We start from the raw sequence: 21,238 nt of genomic DNA, 5'->3' as shown, positions 1-21,238 counted from the left end.
GCGGAACAGCGCCCCGCGGGGTCCGGCCACGGCCGCCTCGACACCCCGTCCCGACCCCATGGCGCCGTCGTGGCGCCCGCGGACGTCGATGCCGTCGTCCAGGAGGCGCCGGCGGATCATGCGGCTGGTGACTCCGGGGAGGAACACGCCGGGGGGAACGTCGAACTCCCACCCGTTCCGGTCGTAGCGTCGGTGCGTGTGCGGGTCGGCCTCGGGCCGGTCGACGGCGATGACCTGCTCGGCGGGCAGCGGTAGGGGGAGTCGTGCGATCAGGGAGCGATCCACGCGTGTCCTTTCGGGGATGGAGTGGTCGGCGGGCTCGGGGCGGGCGGGGTGGGAGCGGGGCGGCGTTGCCCGAACCGGACACGCCTGCCCTTCCCCGTCGAACACCGGACCATGCGGCGGTGAGGGCCCGGTCACAGGCCCCTCACTCGCGGCCACTATAGGGGAAATGAAAATCGTTGTCACTTCGAGTCCCGCACGTCTGCACTGGCCAGTGCGGCCATGGCGACACGGAGGCAGCCAAAGGGGATTTCGCGCAAGAACCGCGGTACACCGCCGGGCAATTCGCTACTGATAATCGTTTTCACTAGGGTGGGGTGACCACCCGTACACGCACAGAGAATGAGAGACGACTCGTGCCTTCGCCGACGCCGCCGAACGCGACCAGGCCCCGGCCCGCGCTGCTGCGCCACCCCCGGTTCGTCCGGCTGTGGTGCGCGACCACCGCCTCCGGGATGGCGACCTGGGCCATGCCCTTCATCCTGGGACTCGCCGTCCTGGACGGAACGCTCACCGCCGTCCACCTCGGCCTCGTCCTGGCCGCCCGCACCGCCGGCTTCCTCGTCGCGGTCCCGGTCGGCGGGCTCCTCGCCGACCGCCACTCGCGCCGCGCGGTCGTCCTCTGGTCCGGCCTGCTCGCCGCCGCCGCGACACCGGTCATGGTCGCCGGCCTGGGCACACCCCCCGCGCTGATGGCCGCCGCCGCACTGGTCGTGGGCGCGGGCCAGGGCGCCTGCCGCCCCGCCTTCCAGGCCCTGACCGCCGAGGTCGTCGAGCCCGACGACCGCCAGCGGGCCAACGCCGCCATCACCCTCTCCGTGCGCGTGACCACCCTGCTGGCCCCGGGTGTGACCGCCCTGCTGTCCACGGTGCTCGGCACCGCTCCCCTCCTCATGGTCACGGCGCTGTTCTGGCTCGCCGCCGGGCTCCTGCCGGGCCCGGGCTCGCACACCGCGGCCCCGCGCGCCTCCCGCGCGCCCTTCCACACCGAGTTCCTCGAAGGACTGGCCGAGGCGCGGCGCCACCCCTGGTTCCTGGCCGGGCTGGGCGCGCTGACGGTCGTCATCGCCGCGGGCTACTCCTCCACCAGCGTGCTGTTGCCGCTGGCCAGCCGCGACCACTACGGCACCGAGGCCGTCCTGGCCGGTGCCCTGACCGCCTACACCGGCGGCGCCCTGCTCGGCGCGGTGATCGTGGCCCGCTGGACGCCGCGCCACCAGGGCTGGACGGCGCTGGCCGGACTCGCGCTGTACGGACTCGCCCCGCTCAGCCTCATCCTGCCCGTTGGGCCGATCGTGGTGTTCGCGGCCTACGCGGTGGTGGGCGTGGGGGTGGAGCTGTTCAACGTCCCGTGGTTCACCGCCGCCCAGCGCGAGGTGGAGCCGGGCAAGCTCGCACGCGTGTCCTCGCTGGACTTCCTGTTCTCCTACGGGTTCGCGCCCGTGGGGCTGGCGCTGATCGCCCCGGCCGCTCAGGCGTTCGGCCCCGAGGCGGTCCTGGTGGCCTGCGCCCTGCTGTGCTTCGCCGCGCCGGGCCTGGCCGCGCTCGCCCCGGGGGCACGGGGGTTCGCGGTCGACCGCGCCGCGCCGACCCGCGCGTTCGGCCGGACGCCGATCTCCCGGCCGTGAACGGACCGGGCCCGTCCACCCGACGGGTCCGGCCCCGTTCAGGCGCCCGGCGGATCGACGGCCTTCGGCGGAGGCGGCCGGGCGCGGCGCACCGATACGGGCACTCCCGCGGTGAACGAACACCGCCCGGGCGGCATCCAAGGGCGTGACCGACCTCCCCCCGCGGGCCGGCACGAGGATGCGCCGCGGGACACAGGCCCCCGACTCCGAGGACTCCGATGACTCCGCCGCCCCGCGTTCCGCCAGGGCTCAGCCCGCTCCAACCGACCGACCCCCGGCAGCTCCCGCCGTTCAAGGTCCACGGCAGGCTCGGCGCGGGCGGCATGGGCGTGGTCCTGGCGGCCACCGACCCCGCCGGGGCGTGGGTCGCGATCAAGGTCGTGCGGGCCGAGTACGCGCACGACCCGGAGTTCCGGACCCGCTTCGCCAGCGAGATCGCGCTCATGCACCGGGTCCGCGCCCGCTGTATCGCTCCCGTGCTCGCCTACGACACCGACGCCGGGCTGCCCTGGTACGCCACCGCCTACCTCCCCGGACCGACCCTGGGCCTGCGTGTGCGCGACGGCGGCCGGCTCCCCCTGGAGCAGGCCAGGGTGGTCGCGGCCGGGATGGCCGAGGCCATCGCCGCGATCCACGCGGCGGGGATCGTGCACCGCGACCTCAAGCCGGACAACGTCATTCTCGCCCCGGACGGGCCCAAGGTGCTGGACTTCGGGATCGCGCGGGCGGCGGACGAGACCGGGCTGACCAAAACCGGCGGCCTGGTGGGCTCGCCCGCGTGGCTGAGCCCCGAGCGCTACCGGGGCGTCAGCGGCCCCGAGGCCGACGTCTTCGCATGGGGCGCGATGGTCGCCTACGCCGCCACCGGCCGCGTGCCCTTCGGCTCCGGCGGGGCCGAGACGCTGATGTACCGGATCCTCAACGAGGAACCGGATCTGGAGGGCCTGCCGGAGGAGCTGTCCGCGCCCGTGACGGCGGCACTCGACAAGGACCCCGCGCTCCGGCCGCCCGCCGCGTGGCTCCTGCACCAGGTCGTGGGGCCCGATCCGGCCGCCGAGCGCGGGACCGACGACACCACGCTCGTCGACGGGCTCATCCGCGCGCACTGGCCCGGGGATCAGGCCGCGCCGCCGAACGGGCATCCGGGCGCCGCAGCGGACGGGAGCCCGGCAGCGGGTCCCGGCACGGACCGAACCTCCGGCGCGTCCGCGGAACCGGTGCCCGGCCCGCACCAAGGAGCGGGGCCCGACCCGCGCGGGAACACGGGGCCCGGCGCGCACGCGCGACCGGTGTCCGGCCCGGCCCCGACTCTCGCCTCCGCCCATCCGAACCCACCGGCCCACGCGGGCTCGGGGACCGCGGGGCCGCCCGCGTCCGGCTCCCCGGGGCGCCTCCGCCGCAGGGCGCCGCTGGTCGTCGGTGCCGCCGGGGCGCTGACGGTCGCGCTCATGGGCGCCCTCGGCACCGCCTACGTCCTACGTCAGAACGCGGGTCTGGAGGAGCCCGCCACCCCGGAGACCGACACCGTGGACGTGGCCTCGGCCCTGGCGCCGGAGGAGACCCTGTCGGGAACGCTCACCGGAGCCGGTTCCACCAACGTCGGCGACGTGGTGCAGCTGTGGACGCACCTGTACTCCGGGCGCCAGTCAGGGGTCTCGGTCTCCTACAACGCCGTCGGTTCGGGCGCCGGGGTGGAGCAGTTCCTCCTGGGCGAGATCGACTTCGGCGCCTCCGAACGCCCCCTCGACGCCTCCGAGATCGCCCGGGCCGAGGCCGCGCGCGACTGCCCGGTCGTGCAGTTCCCCGCCGTCGCCGGGGCCGTCGCCGTCGTGCACGCGAACGAGGACCTGGAGGAGCTGGAGCTGTCCGCCGCCGAACTGGCGCGGATCTACCTGGGCCAGACCACCGACTACGGCGACATCGTGCCGGCGGGCGACGCCTCGGACATGGAGCTGCCGGACCTGGAGATCGTGCCGGTGCGCCACGACGACACGGCGTCCACGGCCCGGGCGTTCAGCCGCTTCCTCACCGGCCGGACGGAGTGGGCCGGGGACTGGGGGGACACGGCGACGGCCGCCGTCGGGGACGAGGGCGTGCACGAGGTGCTGATGGAGGAGCCCGGTGGCCTGGGCTTCGTCAACGCCTCCTACGCCGACGCGCACGACCTCGACCGCGTGCCCGTGGCCAATGACGACGGCACCATGGTCGAACCCGACTCCGACGCCGCCCGGGCGGCCACGGAGCAGCTGCGGCTGGAGGACGGCGCCGCCTCGATGCCGCAGGCCACGGGCGACGCGTACCCGATCATGCGGGTCAACCACGTGTTCGCCTTCGAGTGCGGCTACGAGGGCGGCGACGGTGCCGCCCTGCGCGACTTCTGGTTGTACGCGCTCGGCGAGGACGCCGCCGAGGCGGCCGAAGAGGAGGGCTACGCTCCGCTGGCCCCGTCGATCAGCGAGCGGGTCGCCGCGATCGTCTCGCGCATCGACTCCCTCTGAGCGGCCTCACTCCCCCGGCCCCTCCGGCGCCGCGGGGCCCAGGAGGCGCACCGACCGCTCGCGCATCTCGACCTTGCGGATCGGTCACGGTCATCGGGAACTCGTCGACCAGGTGGACGTGGCGGGGAGTCTTGTGGTGCGCGAGCCGCCCCTCGCAGAACTCGCGCAGGGACTCCGCCATGATCCGCCCGGCGCCCTGCGCCGGTGTGATCCAGGCCATCAGCTCCTCCCCGTACTTCTCGTCGGGGGCCCCGACGACCTGTGCGTCGACGATGTCGGGGTGGACCGCGGGTGCACCGCTCCGCGGCCACCGCTGGCAGGGTGGCGCCGGGCTCGAAGGACGGGGCGGGGATCACCACGCAGGCCCCGTGGCTGGTGGCCGCCAGGTTGCCCATCACCATGCCGAAGCAGTGGTGTCCCAGCTCTCATCATCGCGGAACGACGACCCTTCGCGCATCCGTCGGCGCGGCCGTACCGGGTGACGCGGCCGGGGGCGCACCGGCCGGGATCGGGATCCGGGCCGACGCCGGGGTCGGCAGCGGAGCGCCCGCCTCCGGGGCTGGACCAAGCCATGGAAATGATAATCATTCACGCTAGGGTGGGGCGAACGTCACCACCGAACCGCAGGAGGACACAGTGAACTCGGACGTGGGCACCGACGCGCGCAAGGACGACACGGGCGCGGGTCCGGACACCAGCCGGTACGTCGACTACCTCGTCGCCAACCGTGACTTCGCGGCCCCGGCCGTGTCCGCCGCGGTCGCGGCGATCCCGCTGCCCGAGCCGGACCGCGCGCTGCGGATCCTCGACGCCGGCACGGGAGGCGGGGGCGCCCTGCCGGAACTCCTGGCCGTGGCCCGCCGGAGCGGCGGCACGGTGCTCGCCGTCGATGCCGACGCCCGGGCGATCGAGGCGGCGAGGGACCGGGTCGACGGCGCACCGGCCCCCGACCTCGATCTGCGCGTGGCCGACCTCCGCGACGTCGCGGGCGAGGCCGCCACCGCCGAGCGCGGCTTCGACCTGATCTGGTCCTCCGACGTCGTGTGGCCGGCCACCTTCGAGGACCCGGCCGCCATCGTCCGCGCGCTCGCGGGAGCCCTCGCGCCCGGCGGAGTGCTGGCGCTGTTCACGACGAACTACTACCAGTCGATGTTCCTGCCCGGGCACTCCCGCCTGGAACGGCTCGTCCGCACCGCGTCCGAACTCACCTGGGGCCTGCCCGTCGACGGGCCGACCCACTACGAGCGGCTCGGTGCGTGGATGCGCGGAGCGGGGCTCGCCGACGTCGCGCTGCGGGTCCTCCCCCTCGCCGCTCCCTCCTCGGAGCCCGCCGCGCGCACCTTCCTGGAGCAGATCGCCTGGCCCGAGATGCGCCACGCCGCCGCCTCGCACGGACGCGCCGCCGGGATGGACGACGCGGACCTCGCCCGCGCCGAAGCGCTCCTCGACCCGGACAGTGCGCAGTGGGTCGGGTCCGACCCCGACGCGTACGTCGTCCAGCCCACGATCCTGTGGACCGGGCGCGCGGTGACCGCGTGACTCCGTCGCGGACGGCGCCGCGCGCCCCTCGCGTGTCGTGTCCCGCCTCACACGACCGCGGTGTCCGACCCTTCGTGAGCGTGGACCGCGCGACCACCCGGCACGGTTCCTGAAGGCCGTTCACAGGGCGGTTCACAGGACCGCGAGGGACCGCCCGGGGCGCCCGACGGAACCGGGCGCGCCCGGTGCGCGTCCCACTGCCCAGTGCGCCGCCCACGCGCGTGCGAGGACCGGTCCCGGCGGGCGTTACGGTGCTGTGGGGTCACCGCGCGGCTACCGCCCCGGCCGCCCACCGCCCCGCCCTGCCCGAACCATCTGCTCCGCACCGCTCCGGAGCCACCAGATAGGAATCGTGTGAACAGCGACGACCTCCCCCTGCGGGACCTGCGTCTGATCGTGACCGGCGGGGGGACAGGTGGCCACACCTACCCCGCGCTCACCACCGTGCGCGCCCTGCGCGACCGCCTGGAGGCCGCGGGCCACACCCTGGACGTCCTGTGGGTGGGCACGGAGGACAGCCTGGAGTCCCGGGTCGCGGCCGGCCACGGCATCGCCTTCGCCCCGGTGGCCACCGGCAAGATCCGCCGGTCCAGGAACCCGCTCAAGCTGGCCTCCCCGGAGAACATCCGCGACATGGCCAACGTGCCCATCGGTGTGGCCCAGGCGCATTCGCTCGTCTCGGACTTCAAGCCCGACGCGGTCCTGGCCACCGGCGGCTACGTGGCGGTTCCGGTGGGCCTGGCCGCGAAACTGTGCGGGCGGCCCCTGGTCGTGCACGAGCAGACCGTCCGCCTGGGACTGGCCAACAAGGTCCTGGCCCGGGTGGCCGCCCGTGTCGCGGTGTCCTCCCCCTCCACCCTCGGACTCCTCCCCGACGGCGCGCGCGACAGCGCCGCCGTGACCGGCAACCCCGTCCGCCCCGAGGTGCTGACGGGGCAGGCCGACCTGGGCGCCAAGGGTCTGGGGTTCGAGGGGCACGACCCGGAGCTGCCCACCGTGTACGTCACCGGCGGCGCGCAGGGCTCGGCCCAGATCAACGACACCGTACGCGCCGTCCTGCCGTGGCTGCTCGCGCGCGCCAACGTGGTGCACCAGTGCGGCGCCGCGAACCTGGAGGCCCTGCGCGGGCACGCGGCCGAGCTGCCCGCCGATCTGGCCGGGCGCTACCACCTGACGGCCTTCGTCGGCCCGGAGCTGCCTGACGTGCTGGCCCTGGCCGACGTGGTGATCTCGCGCAGCGGAGCGGGGACGATCGCCGAGCTGACCGCCCTGGGCAAGGCGGCCGTGTTCGTCCCGCTCGCCACGTCCGCGGGCGACGAGCAGCGCCACAACGCCCGGCACCTGCGGGACTCCGGCGCCGCCGTGGCCCTGCTCGACGACGTCACGCCCGAGCACCTGCGGACGGCGGTGGACTCCCTGCTGTCCGACCCGCGGGGGCGCGAGCGGATCGCCGAGCGCGCCCGCGAGCACGGCCGCCCCGACGCCGCCGAGCGCCTGGTCGACGTCGTCCTGTCGGCGGCCCGCGGCTAGCGCGTGTTCCGCGGACACTCGCCCTGCTGCGCGGCGCCCCGGCGGCACTCTCGCCGCGTTCTCATCAGTCGACAGGGGAACGCGCCCCAGCGCACACGTGGGGCCCGGGCCTCGCCGGGGTCCGGGTCCCGCGCCCCGCCCTCGCGCGCTCCACCCCAGGTCAGCGGCTCGTCACAGTTGTGCATCCCGCGCCGAGGGCGCAAGCTGGAACCAGGGGCCGCGGTGGGGGGAGGCGGTGCATGGACAGCGAGGACGCCCCGGCGGTCGTGCCCGCGGCAGCCGTACCCGAGCAGGCCGACGCCGTCCGCGACCGCGCGGGCGACAACAGTGCTCCGTCCACGGCCGTGCTCAAGCAGTGGGCCCTGGACCAGATCCCGCTGCCGATGGCGCTCTTCGACCACCGGGCCCGCGCGATCGCGGTGAACGCGGCCATGGAACGGGCGATGGGCAGGCCCGAGCGCGACCTGCTGGGCCTGCGTCTGAGCGAGTCCGGCCCCGACCGGCTCGTCCAGGGCCTGGAGCACGTCGACGCGGTCGTCGAACGGGTCCTGCGCGACGGCGCGTCGGTGCCCTACGAGGCGTACCTGCGGCCTCCCGGCGAGTCACGCGATCACGCCTGGCTGCTGAACCTGTATCCCGTCAAGGACGCCGACGGCCGGGTCCGGGCGATGTCCGTGGCGGGAGTGGACACCACCGAGCAGTACCGGGCCCGCCGACGGCTCGGCGTGCTCAACGAGGTCGGGCTGCGCATCGGCACCACCCTGGACGTGGCCCGGACCGCCGACGAACTGGCCCAGGTCAGCACGGAGCACTTCGCCGACTTCGCCGTCGTGGACCTGCTGGACGCGGTCGTGCGGGGCGAGGAGGCCGACCCGGTCCCTCCGAGCGGTGACGCGGTCTTCCGCCGGTCCGCCCAGCGCTCGGTGATCGAGGGCTGCCCCGAGTCCGTGATCCCGCTCGGCGGGCTGCACACCTACACCGCGCACTCACCGCCGGGCCGGGCGCTGGGCACGGGGCAGGCGGCGCGGTACACGGTCGACGACGCCCATGTGCGCTGGTGGGCCGCCGACGCCCCCGACCGCGCCCACAGCATGACGCGGCACGGGATGCACTCGAAGCTGCTGGTGCCCCTGACCGCCCGCGGTGTGACCCTGGGGCTGCTGATCCTGGCCCGCCACCGCACACCCGAACCCTTCGGAGAGGACGACCAGTTCCTGGCGGAGGAACTCGCCTCCCGCGCGGCGCTGTGCGTCGACAACGCCCGCCGGTACACACGGGAGCGCGCGAACGCGCTCGCCCTCCAGCACAGCCTCCTGCCCCACCGCGCGCCTCGGCAGGCGGCGGTGGAGTCGGCCTCGCGCTACCTGCCCGCCCACTCGCGGGCCGGGGTCGGCGGCGACTGGTTCGACGTCATCCCGCTGTCGGGGGCGCGGGTGGCGCTGGTGGTGGGCGACGTGGTCGGCCACGGGCTGCAGGCCTCGGCCACCATGGGGCGGCTGCGCACGGCGGTGCGCACGCTGGCCGACGTGGACCTGGCTCCGGACGAGCTGCTCACACAGCTGGACGACCTCGTGCTGCGCCTGGACCGCGAGGAGGCGGCCGCGAACGGGGGACCGTCCGGGCAGGGCGAGGGCGCGGGCGAGTTCGGCGCGACCTGCCTGTACGCCGTCTACGATCCGGTCTCGCGGCGCTGCGGCATCGCCAGGGCCGGGCACCCGCCCCCGGCGCTGGCCACCCCGGACGGCCGCGTCGAGTTCCTGGACATCCCGGTCGGCCCGCCGCTGGGCCTGGGCGGCCTGCCCTTCGAGGTCACCGAGTTCGACGTGCCCGAGGGCAGCGTTCTGGCCCTGTACACCGACGGCCTGGTCGAGGCGCCCGACCGTGATCCGAACGCCGGGTACGAGCTGATGCGCGCCGCCCTGGCCGACGCCGGTCCGGCCCTGGAGGACGCCTGCGACAGGGTGCTGCGCGCGGTGCTGCCGGGCCGCCGCACGGACGACATCGCGCTCCTGCTGGCCCGGACCCGGGGCCTGGACGCGGACCACGTCGCCACGTGGGACCTGCCCAGCGACCCGGCGATCGTCTCCCGGGCACGCGCTCTCGCCGGTGCCCAGCTGGCCGACTGGGGGCTGGAGGACGCGGCCTTCGTCACCGAGATGGTCGTGAGCGAGCTGGTCACCAACGCCCTGCGCTACGGCAGTCCGCCGGTGCGGCTCCGACTCATCCGCGACCAGACGCTCATCTGCGAGGTCTCTGACGCCGGGAGCGCCGCGCCCCACCTGCGGCGCGCCCGGGTCTACGACGAGGGCGGCCGGGGCCTGCTCATCGTCGCCCAGCTCACCGAGCGCTGGGGCAGCCGCCACACCGGGGCGGGCAAGACGATCTGGGCCGAACAGGCACTCCCGCCGGGGTGACCCGCCGCGGGCGGCCGACGCGCCCGGCGCCACCGACGCATCCTCCTGAACTGGGCGATATCCGGGTGAACAACCACATCCCGTAATCTTCCGCGCATGCACGAAGCACCCGAGAAGGGACACCGGGTCCTGCAGGGACGGACGCCCCGAAGCGACCGCGGCAGGGAGGCCGTCATCTCCGTGGTCCCCCTCGCCGCGCCGTGGGAGGACGGCGAGCAGGAGGCCTTCGAGGCGTCCCCGTCCGGGGTGTTCATGGTCGCGCCGCTGCTCCGTGTGGTGGGCGGGTCCGGGCGTCGGCGCCTGTTCGTGGGCCGGGTCCGCGTGGCGGCGACCGGGGAGGAGCGCCCCCGGGTCACGCTCGCGCTCCAGGCGGTGTGGTCGGAGGCCGGTGGCTGGCACGAGGAGACCGAGCCCGTTTCCGCGGCCGACGACGACCTCATCGCCTCCCTCGCCGAACCGGCGCACGGGTTCGACGGCGATGCCGCGCGTGTCGCCGTCACCATGGCCAAGGCGTTCGCGGAGGGCTCCCGCAACCAGGTGCTCCGCCTGCGCGGCCTGCGCTACGAGCTCGAACGCGCGATCGCCGACCAGCTCGCCGGACGGTCCGACACCGCGCTGCGACCCCTGCTGGCGGCGGCCGTCGAACTCGCCACGGCGGTGGGGCGGGCGCGCGACCAGGCGGTGGAGGCGGCCCGTCAGGGGCTGTGGATCTGGCTCTGGCACGACGGCGTGTACCTGGCCGGCCTCCCGCACACGAAGGAGTCGGCACCGGCGGGGGACCTCCCGGAGTGGACGGTCACCCACCGGGCGGGCGTGCGCCACTGCGAGGCGATGGACGCCGAACTGGCGGAGGAGGCCTCCCGGCTGCACTCCCTGCTCAACAGCATGTCCACGTTCGCGATCGCCCAGGGCTCGGAGTCGCAGGACCGGTTCACGCTCGTGGCCGGGGTCGGCGCGGCGCTGGTGGCGCTTCCGGCACTGGTCCTGTCGCTGTACGGCGCGGCCCCGTTCCTGCCGATGGACTCCTTCGACCGCGTGTGGCGGGCGCTGCTGCCGATCGGGATCACGGCACTGACCGCTGCGATGGTGGCGGTCAGGTGGATGCCGGGGCGGGCGTCCGCACGCCACTACGCGGTCACGGCCGCGGTGGTCGCGGGGCTGCTGTCGGTCCTGCTGCTGGCCGGAGTCCTGGTCCCCGGCTGACCGCGCCTTCCTTCGTCGGCCCCTGCTCCGGCCGTCGGTCACCGCGTGTCCCGACTCCGGCCCCTCGGCCCCCTTCTGGTTCGCGGCCCTGGGCCGGCCGCCCGACCCCGGTCCGCCCGCGACCGGCCCCTGGACTCCTGGGACGGCGCCCCTCCCAACGCACCGGTTCGACCGTTCGGGGGCACCCGCTTGCCTTTTTCTGACCATGTGGTCAGACTATTGACCGTAGGGTCAGGCAAGCGGGGACGAGGGACGCCATGCGGGACGACCGACCGGCCGCCGAGTCGGACACGACCGGGGACGCCGGCGCGGACGCGGGCACGGCGACGAACACGGACACGAGCACGGACGCACGGACGGCGGTGCCCCGGCGTCGGCGGCGCCTGCTGCGCGCGGGCGCGATCGTGCTGACGGCCGCCCTCCTCCTCGGCTGGGCCGTCACCCGGGGCGGGGCACCCGTCGGCCACTTCACCTCCGCGGAGGGCCACGACGCCTTCTTCGCCGCCTACGAGCGGGCGATGGCGGAGCTGCCCGCACCGGACGACGTCCTGGACCTGCGCACGGACTACGGCGTGGTCCGGATGTACCGGTTCGACGGTGCCGCTCCCTCGAAGGAGCCGCTGGTCCTGCTCCCCGGCCGGGCCGCGGCCGCGCCGGTGTTCGCCGACAACCTCGCGTCCCTGCGCGAGGTGCGGACCGTGTACCTGATCGACCTGCTCGGCGAGCCCGGCGCGAGCATCCAGTCCGGCCCTGTGCGCGACGACGCGGACCAGGCGCTGTGGCTGCACCAGGCGCTCTCCCAGCTGCCCGAGCCGAAGGTGCAGCTGCTCGGGTTGTCGATCGGCGGGTGGACCGCCATGAACCTCGCGATCCGGCACCCGGAGACCGTGGCCGGCCTCATTCTGCTCGATCCGGCGGTGACCTTCGCCGACCTGCCGCTGGAGGTGGTGCTGCGCTCCATCCCCGCCTCGGTCCCCTGGTTCCCGAAGAGCTGGCGCGACGGGTTCAACCAGTGGACCGCCGGTGGCGCGCCGGTCGAGGACGTCCCGGTGGCGGACATGATCGAGGCAGGGATGCGGCACTACTCCCTCGCGCTCCCCGCGCCGACCCGGTTCACCGGCGACCAGCTCGAAGGCGTGCGCCCGCCGGTGCTGGTGATCCTCGCGGGCGAGTCCGTGATGCACGACCCCGCCGAGGCCGCCCGGGTGGCGGAGCGGACGCTGCCACGGAGCACGGTGGTGACCTACCCCGACGCCTCGCACGCGGTCAACGGCGAGTACCCGCGGGAGATCGCCGCGGACGTCGCGGACTTCGTCGGCACGGCGCACTGACCCGGTCCGGGCCCCGTGCCGACCCGTCCCGGACCGGGTCCGCACGCCCCACGTGGTACAGAAGGACCGTCCCCGGCCGCCGCCACCGGCCCCCGGAACTGCCAGGAGGTAGCAGCAGAGTGCCCGCCGGACCACGCGGGGCCGACAGCGCCCGCCAGCCCACCCTGACCGAGCGCGCGCGCCGTCGACAGCTCGTCGCCGTCACCATCGGCCTGGTCGCCGAGCACGGCTACGCGGCCTGCTCCCTCCAGCGCATCGCGGACGCCGCCGGTATCACCAAGGGGGCGGTGATCTACCACTTCGCGTCGAAGAACGCCGTCATCCGCGCCGCCTACGACGCGGTCATCGAAGCGCTCACCGAGCGGGTCGGGACGGCGGTCGGGCTCGCCCCGGGCCCGGCTGCGGCCGTGGACGCCTACGTGGAGTCGATGATCGGGCACATGGCCGAGAACCCGACGCACGTGCGCGTGCTCACCGAGGCGCTCGCGCCCGCCGTCGACACGGGCGTGGACGACGGCCCGGCCTCGCCCGAGCGCCGGCGGGTGCTCGCCGACCTGGTCACCGCGGCGGTGTCCGCCGGCGAGTACCGCGCGGACCTGGACGCCGCGACGCTGGCCGTGATCCTCAACGGCGCGATCGACGCGGTCGTGGCGCAGACCCTGGCCGACCCCGGCTACGACCTCACCGCCGCGACCGCCGCCGTCCTGGACATGCTGCACCGCACGACCGCCCCCTGAGGCGCGGACGCCCGGTCGTTGACCCGGGGGACGCCCGCTGCCAACGTGGCCGGAACGGGACCGCGACGAACGGAGACCGCCGTGCACGACGACCGCCGGCTGACCGAGGCACGACTCGAACGGGTGCTGCGCGAGCGGGTGTGGCCCGCGGTGTACACGGAGGCGGTCCCGATGGAGGTCGCCCGCTGGGACGTGCCTGGGGAGCCGGTCGACGCGGCGCGGGGGATCGCGGCGCCCTACGAGCCCGCCTCGGTGGGCGACGCGTGGGGCCCCGCCTGGGGCACGACGTGGTTCCGGCTACGCGGCCGGGTACCCGACACCTGGGCGGATCGCCGGGTGGAGGCGGTGGTCGACCTCGGCTTCGAGCAGGGCATGCCCGGCTTCCAGTGCGAGGGCCTGGTCCACCGCCCCGACGGCACGATCGTCAAGGGCCTCAACCCGCGCAACGCCTGGGTCCCGGTCGGGGCGGCCCCGGGCACGGAGGTGGAGTTCCACGTCGAGGCCGCCGCCAACCCCGTCATCCTCGGCCACCCTCCCTTCCGCCCCACGGACCTGGGCGAGGGGCCCGGCCCGGCGGACCGGCCGCTGTACCGGCTGCTGCGCGCCGACCTGGCCGTGTTCGAGACGGCAGTGTGGGAGCTGGCCATGGACCTGGACGTCCTGGACGGGCTGATGCGCGCCCTGGACACCGGGGACCCGCGCCGCTGGGAGCTGTTGCGCGGGCTGGAGCGCGCCCTGGACGCGCTGGACCCCCAGGACGTCCCCGGCACCGCCGAGCGGGCGCGCGGGGTACTGGCCCCCGCCCTGCGCTCCCCCGCCGCGGCCGGCGCCCACCGGGTCTCCGCCGTCGGGCACGCCCACATCGACTCCGCCTGGCTGTGGCCGCTGCGCGAGACGGTGCGCAAGGTCGTGCGGACCAGCGCGAACGTGATCGGTCTGATGGCGGACCACCCCGGGTTCGTGTTCGCGATGTCCCAGGCACAGCAGTGGGCCTGGCTCCAGGAGCACCGGCCCGAGCTCTTCGACCGGGCGGCGGAGCTGGCGCGGGAGGGGCGGTTCGTGCCCGTCGGCGGGATGTGGGTGGAGTCCGACACGAACATGCCCGGGGCGGAGGCGCTGGCCCGGCAGTTCGCCTACGGCAAGCGGTTCTTCCGCGACGAGCTGGGCATCGACACCGAGGAGGTGTGGCTGCCGGACTCCTTCGGCTACTCGGCGGCCCTGCCACAGCTGGTCCGGCTGTCGGGGTCGCGCTGGTTCCTCACCCAGAAGATCTCCTGGAACCAGGTCAACCCGTTCCCCCACCACACCTTCTGGTGGGAGGGCCTGGACGGCACCCGGGTCTTCACGCACTTCCCTCCGGTGGACACCTACAACGCCGAGCTCACCGGCGCCGAGCTGGCGCACGCCTCCCGCACCTTCCGCGACAAGGGCGGGGCGACGCGCTCGCTCGTGCCGTTCGGCCACGGCGACGGGGGCGGCGGCCCCACCCGCGAGATGCTGGCCCGGGCGGCGCGCCTGGGCGACCTGGAGGGCTCGCCGCGGGTGGCGGTCGAGCACCCCGCGTCGTTCTTCGCACGGGCGCACGAGGAGTACCCGGACGCCCCGGTCTGGCTCGGTGAGCTGTACCTGGAGCTGCACCGCGGCACCTACACCAGCCAGGCCGCCACCAAGCGGGGCAACCGGCGCTGTGAGCACCTGCTGCGCGAGGCCGAGCTGTGGGCGGCCACCGCCGCGGTGCGCACGGGCGCCGACTACCCCTACGCGCGGCTGGAGCGGGCCTGGCGCACGGTGCTGCTCCACCAGTTCCACGACATCCTGCCGGGCAGCTCCATCGCGTGGGTCCACCGCGAGGCGGCCGCCGCCTACGCCGAGGCGGCGGCGGAACTGGGCGAGATCATCGGAGCCGCCCAGGCGGCCCTGGCCGCGGGCCCCGGTGCGAGCACGCCGAACGCGGGCACGGGCGCGGCGGACGCCGGCACGACGGACGCGGGCTCAGCGGAGGCACGCACGGACGGCACGGGCTCCGCCGATGCGGGCACGGCCGATGACGGCGCGACCGATGCGGGCGCGAACGCAACGTCCTTCGGGACGGAGGTGGCCGACACGGCGTGGGGCGGCCGGGTGGTCTTCAACGCCGCGCCGCACGACCGCGCCGGGATCCCGGCCATGGGCGCCGGCCCCGCCCCGGCCCCGGCCTCTCCGGAGCCCGCCGCGACGGTCGGCCCCGGCCCGGACGGCGGCCTGGTCCTGGACAACGGGCTGCTGACGGTCACCGTGGACGGGCGGGGCCTGGTCACCTCGGTCCTGGACCGGGTGGCCGACCGCGAGGTCCTCGCGCCGGGGCGGCCGGGCAACCTCCTCCAGCTGCACCAGGACGTGCCCAACCAGTGGGACGCGTGGGACGTCGACGCGTTCTACCGCAACACCGGGCAGGACCTCACCGCCCTGGACACCCTGGACGTGCTCGGCCCCGGAGCGGGACCGGCGGGCGCGGTCGCGGGTACGGCCACGGTACGGGTCACCCGGTCCTTCGGGGCCTCCACGGTCGAGCAGCACCTCTCGCTCGGTCCGGGGGAACGGCGTCTGGACGTGTCGACGGTCGTGGACTGGCATGAGCGCGAGAAGTTCCTCAAGGCGGCCTTCCCCGTCGACGTGCGCGCGCACGAGGCCGCCTGCGAGATCCAGTTCGGCCACGTCCGGCGTCCCACGCACACCAACACCTCCTGGGACGCGGCGCGGTTCGAGGTCTGCGCGCACCGCTGGGTGCACGTCGGCGAGCCCGGCTACGGCGTGGCCGTGGTCAACGACTGCACCTACGGCCACGACGTGACGCGTGACGTGCGCGAGGACGGCGGGACCACCACGACCGTGCGGCTGTCCCTGCTGCGCGCGCCGCGCTTCCCCGATCCGGAGACCGACCAGGGCCTGCACCGGTTCCACTTCGCGCTGGTTCCCGGGGCCGAGATCCTGGACGCGGTACGCGAGGGCTACCGGATCAACCTGCCCCCGCGCGAGGTGCCGGGGGCGGCCGCCGTCGAGCCGCTGGTGCGGGTCGACGACCCGGGCGTGGTCGTGGAGTCGGTCAAGCTCGCCGACGACCGCTCCGGCGACGTCGTGGTGCGGCTGTACGAGGCACGCGGCGGGCGCGCCCGCGTGGTCGTACGGCCGGGTTTCCCGGTGCGCGGTGTACGGGCGGTGAACCTCCTGGAGGAGGAGTTCGAGGACGCCCCCGCCCTGGACACCACGGTCGGCTCCGACGGCGCGGGCTCCGAGGACGGCGCGATCGCCGTCACGCTGCGTCCGTTCCAGATCCTCACGCTGCGTCTGCGGCCGGCGGCCTCGTGACCGGTGCCCGCGGTCGAGCCCCTGGCCGACCGCGGTTTCGACGTGAAGCCCCTGGGTCGCGCGCCAGGGAGCCCGGAACCCGATGGTCACGCACGGCCAGGGACCGTTGACAGAAGCGACAGGGGCACGGATAATCAGCCCAGCCCTGGGAGCGCTCCCAGAGCTGTCTCACGAGGGCGGCCGCTCCCCCTCTCCTCCGAGCGCGGTCGCCCGCCGTGGGCCGCACCGTCGCGGCCCCGACCGCCCCCCGCTCACGAGACGAGGACCCCCCATGACCTCTGTCGCCACGTCTTCCCCTCCCCACTCACCCGCCTCCACCGACCACGCGTTCGACCTCGGTCTGCTGCTCCTGCGCGCCACCTGCGGCCTGGTGCTGGCCGCCCACGGCGCGCAGAAGCTGTTCGGCTGGTTCGGCGGCAACGGCATCAGCGGCACCGGCGAGTTCTTCGCCGCCGCGGGCTACCGCCCTGGAGAGCTCATGGCCGTGGTGGCCGGACTCAGCGAGTTCCTGGGCGGCCTCGGCCTGGCCCTGGGGCTGCTCACCCCGCTGGCCGGCGCCGCCGCCATCGGCGTGATGGTCAACGCCGCCGCCTTCCACTGGGGCGACGGCTTCTTCGGCGGGATGGAGTACCCGCTGGTGCTCGCGCTCGCCGCCGTCGCCATCGCCGTGACCGGCCCGGGACGCTACGCCGTGGACCGCCTCCGGCCCGTGCTGAACCGGCACCACCTGTACTACGGCCTGGGCGCCGTCGTGCTGGGCGCCGGGACCTCCGGCGTGGTGCTCCTCCTGCGCGCCTGACCCGGACGGCTCCGGGACCGGCCCCCTCCGGACGGCCGGTCCCGGCCCGGCGGCTCCGCCGGCCCCAGTGGGAACCCAGGGGAAAGTGACGCACCTCCAGGGCACTGTTCGGATACACGAACCATCATCAGCGCAGGTCAGGGCTCCTCTCGGCCCCTGCGGCCGGATCAGGAACCCGTGAGGACCACGAGCTCGCGCGTCGCCCGCGTCATCGCGACGTAGCGGTCGACCGCCCCCTCGATCCCCCCGCCGAAGTCCTGCGGGTCCACCAGGACGACCAGGTCGAACTCCAGCCCCTTCGCCAGCTCCGGTGTCAGCGACCGTACCCGCGTCGTCGATCGGAACCCCGGGGCGCCGATGACGCAGGCGGTCCCCTCCGCGTTCCCGGCCAGCCAGGCCGCCAGGACGGCGCCGAGGTCCGCCACCGGCCCGTGGACGACCGGGACACCGCTGGCGCGGACGGACGTGGGCACGTTGGCGTCCGGAAGCGCGGCCCGGATGACCGGCTCGGCCTCGGCCATGACCTCCGCGGGCGTCCGGTAGTTGAGAGTGGAAGGGAGTGGCCGAAGGCCCCCTTCCTTTTCTGTGCTCGCCCCCGGGCACGACGACGGCGGAGACCTTGTCGTCGAACCCTGCACCGCCCACGGCCGTGGGCCGTGGAGCACGAGGCCGTCGGTGTTGGGCGCCTCGACGCCCTCGACGACCGTGGAGGCCCCGGTCTCCGGGCCGATCGTGTGGACGCGCTGGTCGGCGAAGTGACCGACGACCCGCGTCCGGCCGTCGGCGGTGGCCTGGATCCGGTTGAGGTGGAGTTCCCCCCGAGCGGAGTCGGTGGACCGGGCGCCGTCCGAGGTGAGGGCCACGTCGTTGACGAGGCTGTCGTACCGGGGAGACGCGGGCCTTCCAGGGCGGACCATCACCGACTGAATGTTCCTGAAGCGAGGGTTCGTCCGGGAGCCTCGGTACCGTGGGGACCGCGGGCGCCGCTGGGCCCCGAGTACCCCCGGGTGCGACGAACTGGAGAACTGCCGTCATGAGCGAGACCACCCGCGCAGCGGACACCCGCCCCGCCGAGGACGGCGGAGCCCCCGCGCCGCGCAGGCGGGTGAACCGGCGCGAGCAGATCCTGCGCACCGCCGCCGAGGCCTTCGCCACCCAGGGCTTCAACAACACCTCGCTCGCCGACATCGCCGCGATGCTCGACATCACCCCGGCCGGGGTCCTGCACCACTTCGGGTCCAAGACCGCCCTGCTCACGGCCGTCCTGGAACTGCGCGACGACACCGATCCGGCCCCCGGGGGCGGCCGGATGCTCGACCACCTGGTGACCACCGCCGAGCGCAACGCCGAACGCCCGGGCACCACGCAGCTCTACGCGGTGCTGTCGGCGGAGAGCGCCACCGACCGCCACCCCGCCCAGGAGTGGTTCCGGCACCGCTTCACGGTGCTGCGCCAGGAGATCGGGGACGCCGTGCTCGACCGCCTCGGGCCAGGGGCCCGCGCGGCGGCGGCCACACCCGGCCCGGACGGGCGCACGCCCGCCGGGGAGGCGGCCGCGGCGATCATCGCGGTGATGGACGGCCTACAGGTCCAGTGGCTGCTGGACCCGGAGGCCGTGGACATGGCCGCGGTCACCGAGACGGTGATCGACGCCCTGGTGGCCCGCCTGTCCGACCAGGGCTGAGCCAGGCGCGCGGGCACCGTCGGAGGGGCGGACTCAGTCGTCGATCGGCCAGCCCGTGTACGCCTCGGCGAGGTAGGCCGCGCCCGCCCGGCTGCTCGTCACCATGTCGAGTTCGCCGAGCTGGCGCCGGATGTCGAAGGGCGTGGCATCCGGCGGGGTGTGCAGCATCGAGGTCATCCACCACGAGAAGTGCTGGGCCCGCCAGACGCGGCGCAGCGCCGTGGGCCCGTAGGCCTCCAGGTGCCGCTCCTGGCCCGAGGCCAGGAACTCCTCCAGCACCCGGGCCAGCACGACCACGTCGGCCACCGCCAGGTTCAGGCCCTTGGCCCCGGTGGGCGGCACCGTGTGCGCGGCGTCCCCGGCCAGCATCAGCCGGCCGAAGCGCATCGGGTCGCACACGTAGCTGCGCATCGGGATCACGCCGCGCTGGAAGATGGCCCCCTCCTTCAGGGCGAAGCCGTCACCTGCCACCCGCGCCTGGAGCTCGTCCCAGATCCGGGCGTCGCTCCAGGCCGCGGGGTCCTCGTCCGGGGCGCACTGGAAGTACATCCGCTGCACCTCGGGGGTGCGGGTGCTGATCAGGGCGAACCCGCGGTCGGAGTGGGCGTAGACCAGCTCCGGGGAGGAGGGCGGCGCCTCGGCCAGGATCCCGAACCAGCCGAAGGGGTAGGTGCGGAAGTGGTCGACGCGGCGGTCATCGGGCAGGGCGGCGCGGCTCACCCCGGCCGACCCGTCGCAGCCCGCCACCACGTCGCAGCGCAGTTCCACGCGCCGCCCCTGGGCGTCGGTGAAGTGGACCGCCGGACCGTCGGTCTCCACGCCGGTCGGCACGACGTCGCTCACGCCGAAGCGGAGGTCGGCGCCGGCGGCCAGGCGGGTGGCGATCAGGTCCTTGAGGACCTCGTGCTGCGGGTAGAGCCACACCGAGCGGCCCACGAGCCCCGCGAAGTCGATCCGGTGGCCCCGGCCGTCGAAGCGGAACTCGACGCCGTCGTGCCGTGCTCCCTCGGTCAGCACGCGGGTGTCCACCCCGGTGCCCGTCAGCAGGTCCACGGTGCCCTGTTCGAGGACTCCGGCGCGGATGGTGCTCTCGATCGCCTCGCGGTCGCGGGTCTCCAGGACGACCGAGTCGATGCCGCGGGCGGCCAGCAGGTGGGACAGGGTCAGACCGGCGGGGCCCGCCCCGATGATGGCCACCTGGGTACGGGTAGTGAGTGCGTTCATGCCCCCACTGAATCGGTGGGTCAGGTCACACACCAGCGTGTCGTTCCGTCCAGTGGAAGATCGGCGAGAATGGATCCATGGCAGGCAACAGCACCGCGGCGGGTCGCTCGGTGACCGCCCGCGCCCTGGACCTCCTCGGCGCCTTCGACGCCGCGCATCCCCAGGCGACCCTGACCGAGCTCGCCCGGCGCTCCGGCCTGCCGCCCGCCACCGTGCACCGGCTGGCGGGCGACCTGGTGGCGTGGGGCGCGCTGGACCGCGACGACGACGGCCGCTACCGGATCGGGCTGCGGCTGTGGCGGACGGGTCTGCTGGCGCCGGTGTCCGACCGGCTGCGCGAGACGGCCCTGCCGTTCATGCAGGACCTGTACGAGGCGACCCGGGAGAACATCCACCTCGCCGTTCTGGACGGTGACCGGGCCCTGTACGTCGAGAAGCTGTCCGGGCACCGCTCGGTCCCGGTGCTCTCCCGGGTGGGCGCCCACCTGCCCCTGCACGCCACCGGTGTCGGCAAGGCGCTGCTCGCCTGGGCCGACGAGGACTTCCGGCGCGCCTACTGCGACGGCCCGCTCTCCCGGCAGACCCGGCACACGATCACCGAGCGGGGGCGGCTGCTGCGCGAGCTGCGCACGGCCGTCGAGCGCGGCTACGCCTCGACCAGCGAGGAGATGTCCCTGGGCTCGTGCTCGGTGGCGGTCCCGGTGTCGACCGGGTCCGGGCCGCCGGCGGCAGCACTGGGCATCGTGGTCCGCACGGTCCGCGCCGACCTGTCCAGGCTGGTCCCGGCGCTGCGCACCGGGGCCGAGGGCCTGGGCCGACGCCTGGCCGCCACCGAGGACTGACCGGTCCGGGCGTCACGGCAGGGCGGGGTCGCACCGGGCGGGGCCTTCGACGCGATGGGCCGGAAGGCCGGAAGGCCGGAAGGCCGGAAGACCGGAAGACCGGAAGACCGGAAGACCGGAAGACCGGAAGACCGGAAGACCGGAAGACCGGAAGACCGGAAGACCGGAAGACCGGAAGACCG

The 21,238-nt window shown here is 74.8% G+C and carries 13 protein-coding genes and 3 pseudogenes; 12 read left to right on the top strand and 4 right to left on the bottom strand.

Annotated features, from left to right (window positions below; all coding sequences use genetic code 11):
• Positions 1 to 9: 9 nt before the first annotated feature.
• Positions 10 to 285: pseudogene (locus ADL05_RS12845) on the bottom strand (methyltransferase); the annotation flags it as partial.
• 353 nt (positions 286 to 638) lie between these two features.
• On the opposite strand from ADL05_RS12845, the gene ADL05_RS12840 reads away from it, so the two are divergent.
• Both ADL05_RS12840 and ADL05_RS12835 read left to right on the top strand, forming a co-directional pair.
• Positions 639 to 1,910 carry an MFS transporter gene (locus ADL05_RS12840; RefSeq protein ID WP_053617165.1) on the top strand — a complete coding sequence of 424 codons (1,272 nt, stop codon included), beginning with the start codon at positions 639 to 641 and terminating at the stop codon, positions 1,908 to 1,910.
• A 218-nt stretch (positions 1,911 to 2,128) separates the two neighbouring features.
• Positions 2,129 to 4,408, top strand: coding sequence for a serine/threonine-protein kinase (locus ADL05_RS12835; RefSeq protein WP_053617164.1), 2,280 nt, complete (start codon positions 2,129 to 2,131; stop codon positions 4,406 to 4,408).
• A 6-nt stretch (positions 4,409 to 4,414) separates the two neighbouring features.
• On the opposite strand, the pseudogene ADL05_RS32280 reads toward ADL05_RS12835, so the two are convergent.
• A pseudogene (locus ADL05_RS32280) lies at positions 4,415 to 4,691 on the bottom strand (AMP-binding protein); the annotation flags it as partial.
• A gap of 353 nt (positions 4,692 to 5,044) precedes the next feature.
• Here ADL05_RS32280 and ADL05_RS12830 point away from each other — a divergent pair.
• The 8 genes from ADL05_RS12830 to ADL05_RS12795 all read left to right on the top strand — a co-directional run bounded on the left by ADL05_RS12830 (position 5,045) and on the right by ADL05_RS12795 (position 17,306).
• Positions 5,045 to 5,947 carry a bifunctional 2-polyprenyl-6-hydroxyphenol methylase/3-demethylubiquinol 3-O-methyltransferase UbiG gene (locus ADL05_RS12830; RefSeq protein WP_197285785.1) on the top strand — a complete coding sequence of 301 codons (903 nt, stop codon included), beginning with the start codon at positions 5,045 to 5,047 and terminating at the stop codon, positions 5,945 to 5,947.
• 354 nt (positions 5,948 to 6,301) lie between these two features.
• A complete protein-coding gene (locus tag ADL05_RS12825) occupies positions 6,302 to 7,477 on the top strand; it encodes a glycosyltransferase (RefSeq protein ID WP_053617163.1) in 1,176 nt (391 codons plus the stop codon).
• Positions 7,478 to 7,716: 239 nt separating this feature from the next.
• Positions 7,717 to 9,891 carry a SpoIIE family protein phosphatase gene (locus ADL05_RS12820; protein WP_053617162.1) on the top strand — a complete coding sequence of 725 codons (2,175 nt, stop codon included), beginning with the start codon at positions 7,717 to 7,719 and terminating at the stop codon, positions 9,889 to 9,891.
• Positions 9,892 to 9,987: 96 nt separating this feature from the next.
• Positions 9,988 to 11,094, top strand: coding sequence for a hypothetical protein (locus ADL05_RS12815; protein ID WP_156365831.1), 1,107 nt, complete (start codon positions 9,988 to 9,990; stop codon positions 11,092 to 11,094).
• A gap of 257 nt (positions 11,095 to 11,351) precedes the next feature.
• Positions 11,352 to 12,425, top strand: a complete 1,074-nt coding sequence (locus tag ADL05_RS12810) for an alpha/beta fold hydrolase (protein WP_082376353.1) — start codon at positions 11,352 to 11,354, stop codon at positions 12,423 to 12,425.
• A 119-nt stretch (positions 12,426 to 12,544) separates the two neighbouring features.
• On the top strand, positions 12,545 to 13,162 hold the full coding sequence (locus ADL05_RS12805; RefSeq protein WP_053617161.1) for a TetR/AcrR family transcriptional regulator: 618 nt from the start codon (positions 12,545 to 12,547) through the stop codon (positions 13,160 to 13,162).
• A gap of 81 nt (positions 13,163 to 13,243) precedes the next feature.
• On the top strand, positions 13,244 to 16,507 hold the full coding sequence (locus ADL05_RS12800; RefSeq protein ID WP_053617160.1) for a glycoside hydrolase family 38 C-terminal domain-containing protein: 3,264 nt from the start codon (positions 13,244 to 13,246) through the stop codon (positions 16,505 to 16,507).
• Positions 16,508 to 16,778: 271 nt separating this feature from the next.
• Positions 16,779 to 17,306, top strand: coding sequence for a DoxX family protein (locus ADL05_RS12795; protein ID WP_053617159.1), 528 nt, complete (start codon positions 16,779 to 16,781; stop codon positions 17,304 to 17,306).
• A gap of 167 nt (positions 17,307 to 17,473) precedes the next feature.
• Here ADL05_RS12795 and ADL05_RS29675 read toward each other — a convergent pair.
• Positions 17,474 to 17,857, bottom strand: a pseudogene (locus tag ADL05_RS29675) (AAA family ATPase); the annotation flags it as partial.
• Positions 17,858 to 18,339: 482 nt separating this feature from the next.
• Here ADL05_RS29675 and ADL05_RS12785 point away from each other — a divergent pair.
• Positions 18,340 to 18,990, top strand: a complete 651-nt coding sequence (locus tag ADL05_RS12785) for a TetR/AcrR family transcriptional regulator (RefSeq protein ID WP_053617157.1) — start codon at positions 18,340 to 18,342, stop codon at positions 18,988 to 18,990.
• Between the two features lie 33 nt (positions 18,991 to 19,023).
• On the opposite strand, the gene ADL05_RS12780 is transcribed toward ADL05_RS12785, so the two are convergent.
• Positions 19,024 to 20,214, bottom strand: a complete 1,191-nt coding sequence (locus tag ADL05_RS12780; RefSeq protein WP_053617156.1) for a 4-hydroxybenzoate 3-monooxygenase — start codon at positions 20,212 to 20,214, stop codon at positions 19,024 to 19,026.
• Between the two features lie 77 nt (positions 20,215 to 20,291).
• Between ADL05_RS12780 and ADL05_RS12775 the strand changes: the two genes are divergently transcribed.
• Positions 20,292 to 21,056 carry an IclR family transcriptional regulator gene (locus tag ADL05_RS12775; RefSeq protein WP_053617155.1) on the top strand — a complete coding sequence of 255 codons (765 nt, stop codon included), beginning with the start codon at positions 20,292 to 20,294 and terminating at the stop codon, positions 21,054 to 21,056.
• Positions 21,057 to 21,238 lie beyond the last annotated feature (182 nt).

This window comes from Nocardiopsis sp. NRRL B-16309 (genome assembly GCF_001279585.1).
GTDB lineage: Bacteria > Actinomycetota > Actinomycetes > Streptosporangiales > Streptosporangiaceae > Nocardiopsis.
Note: the sequence above shows the minus strand (reverse complement) of the source record. Positions and strands in the feature narration are given on the sequence as shown.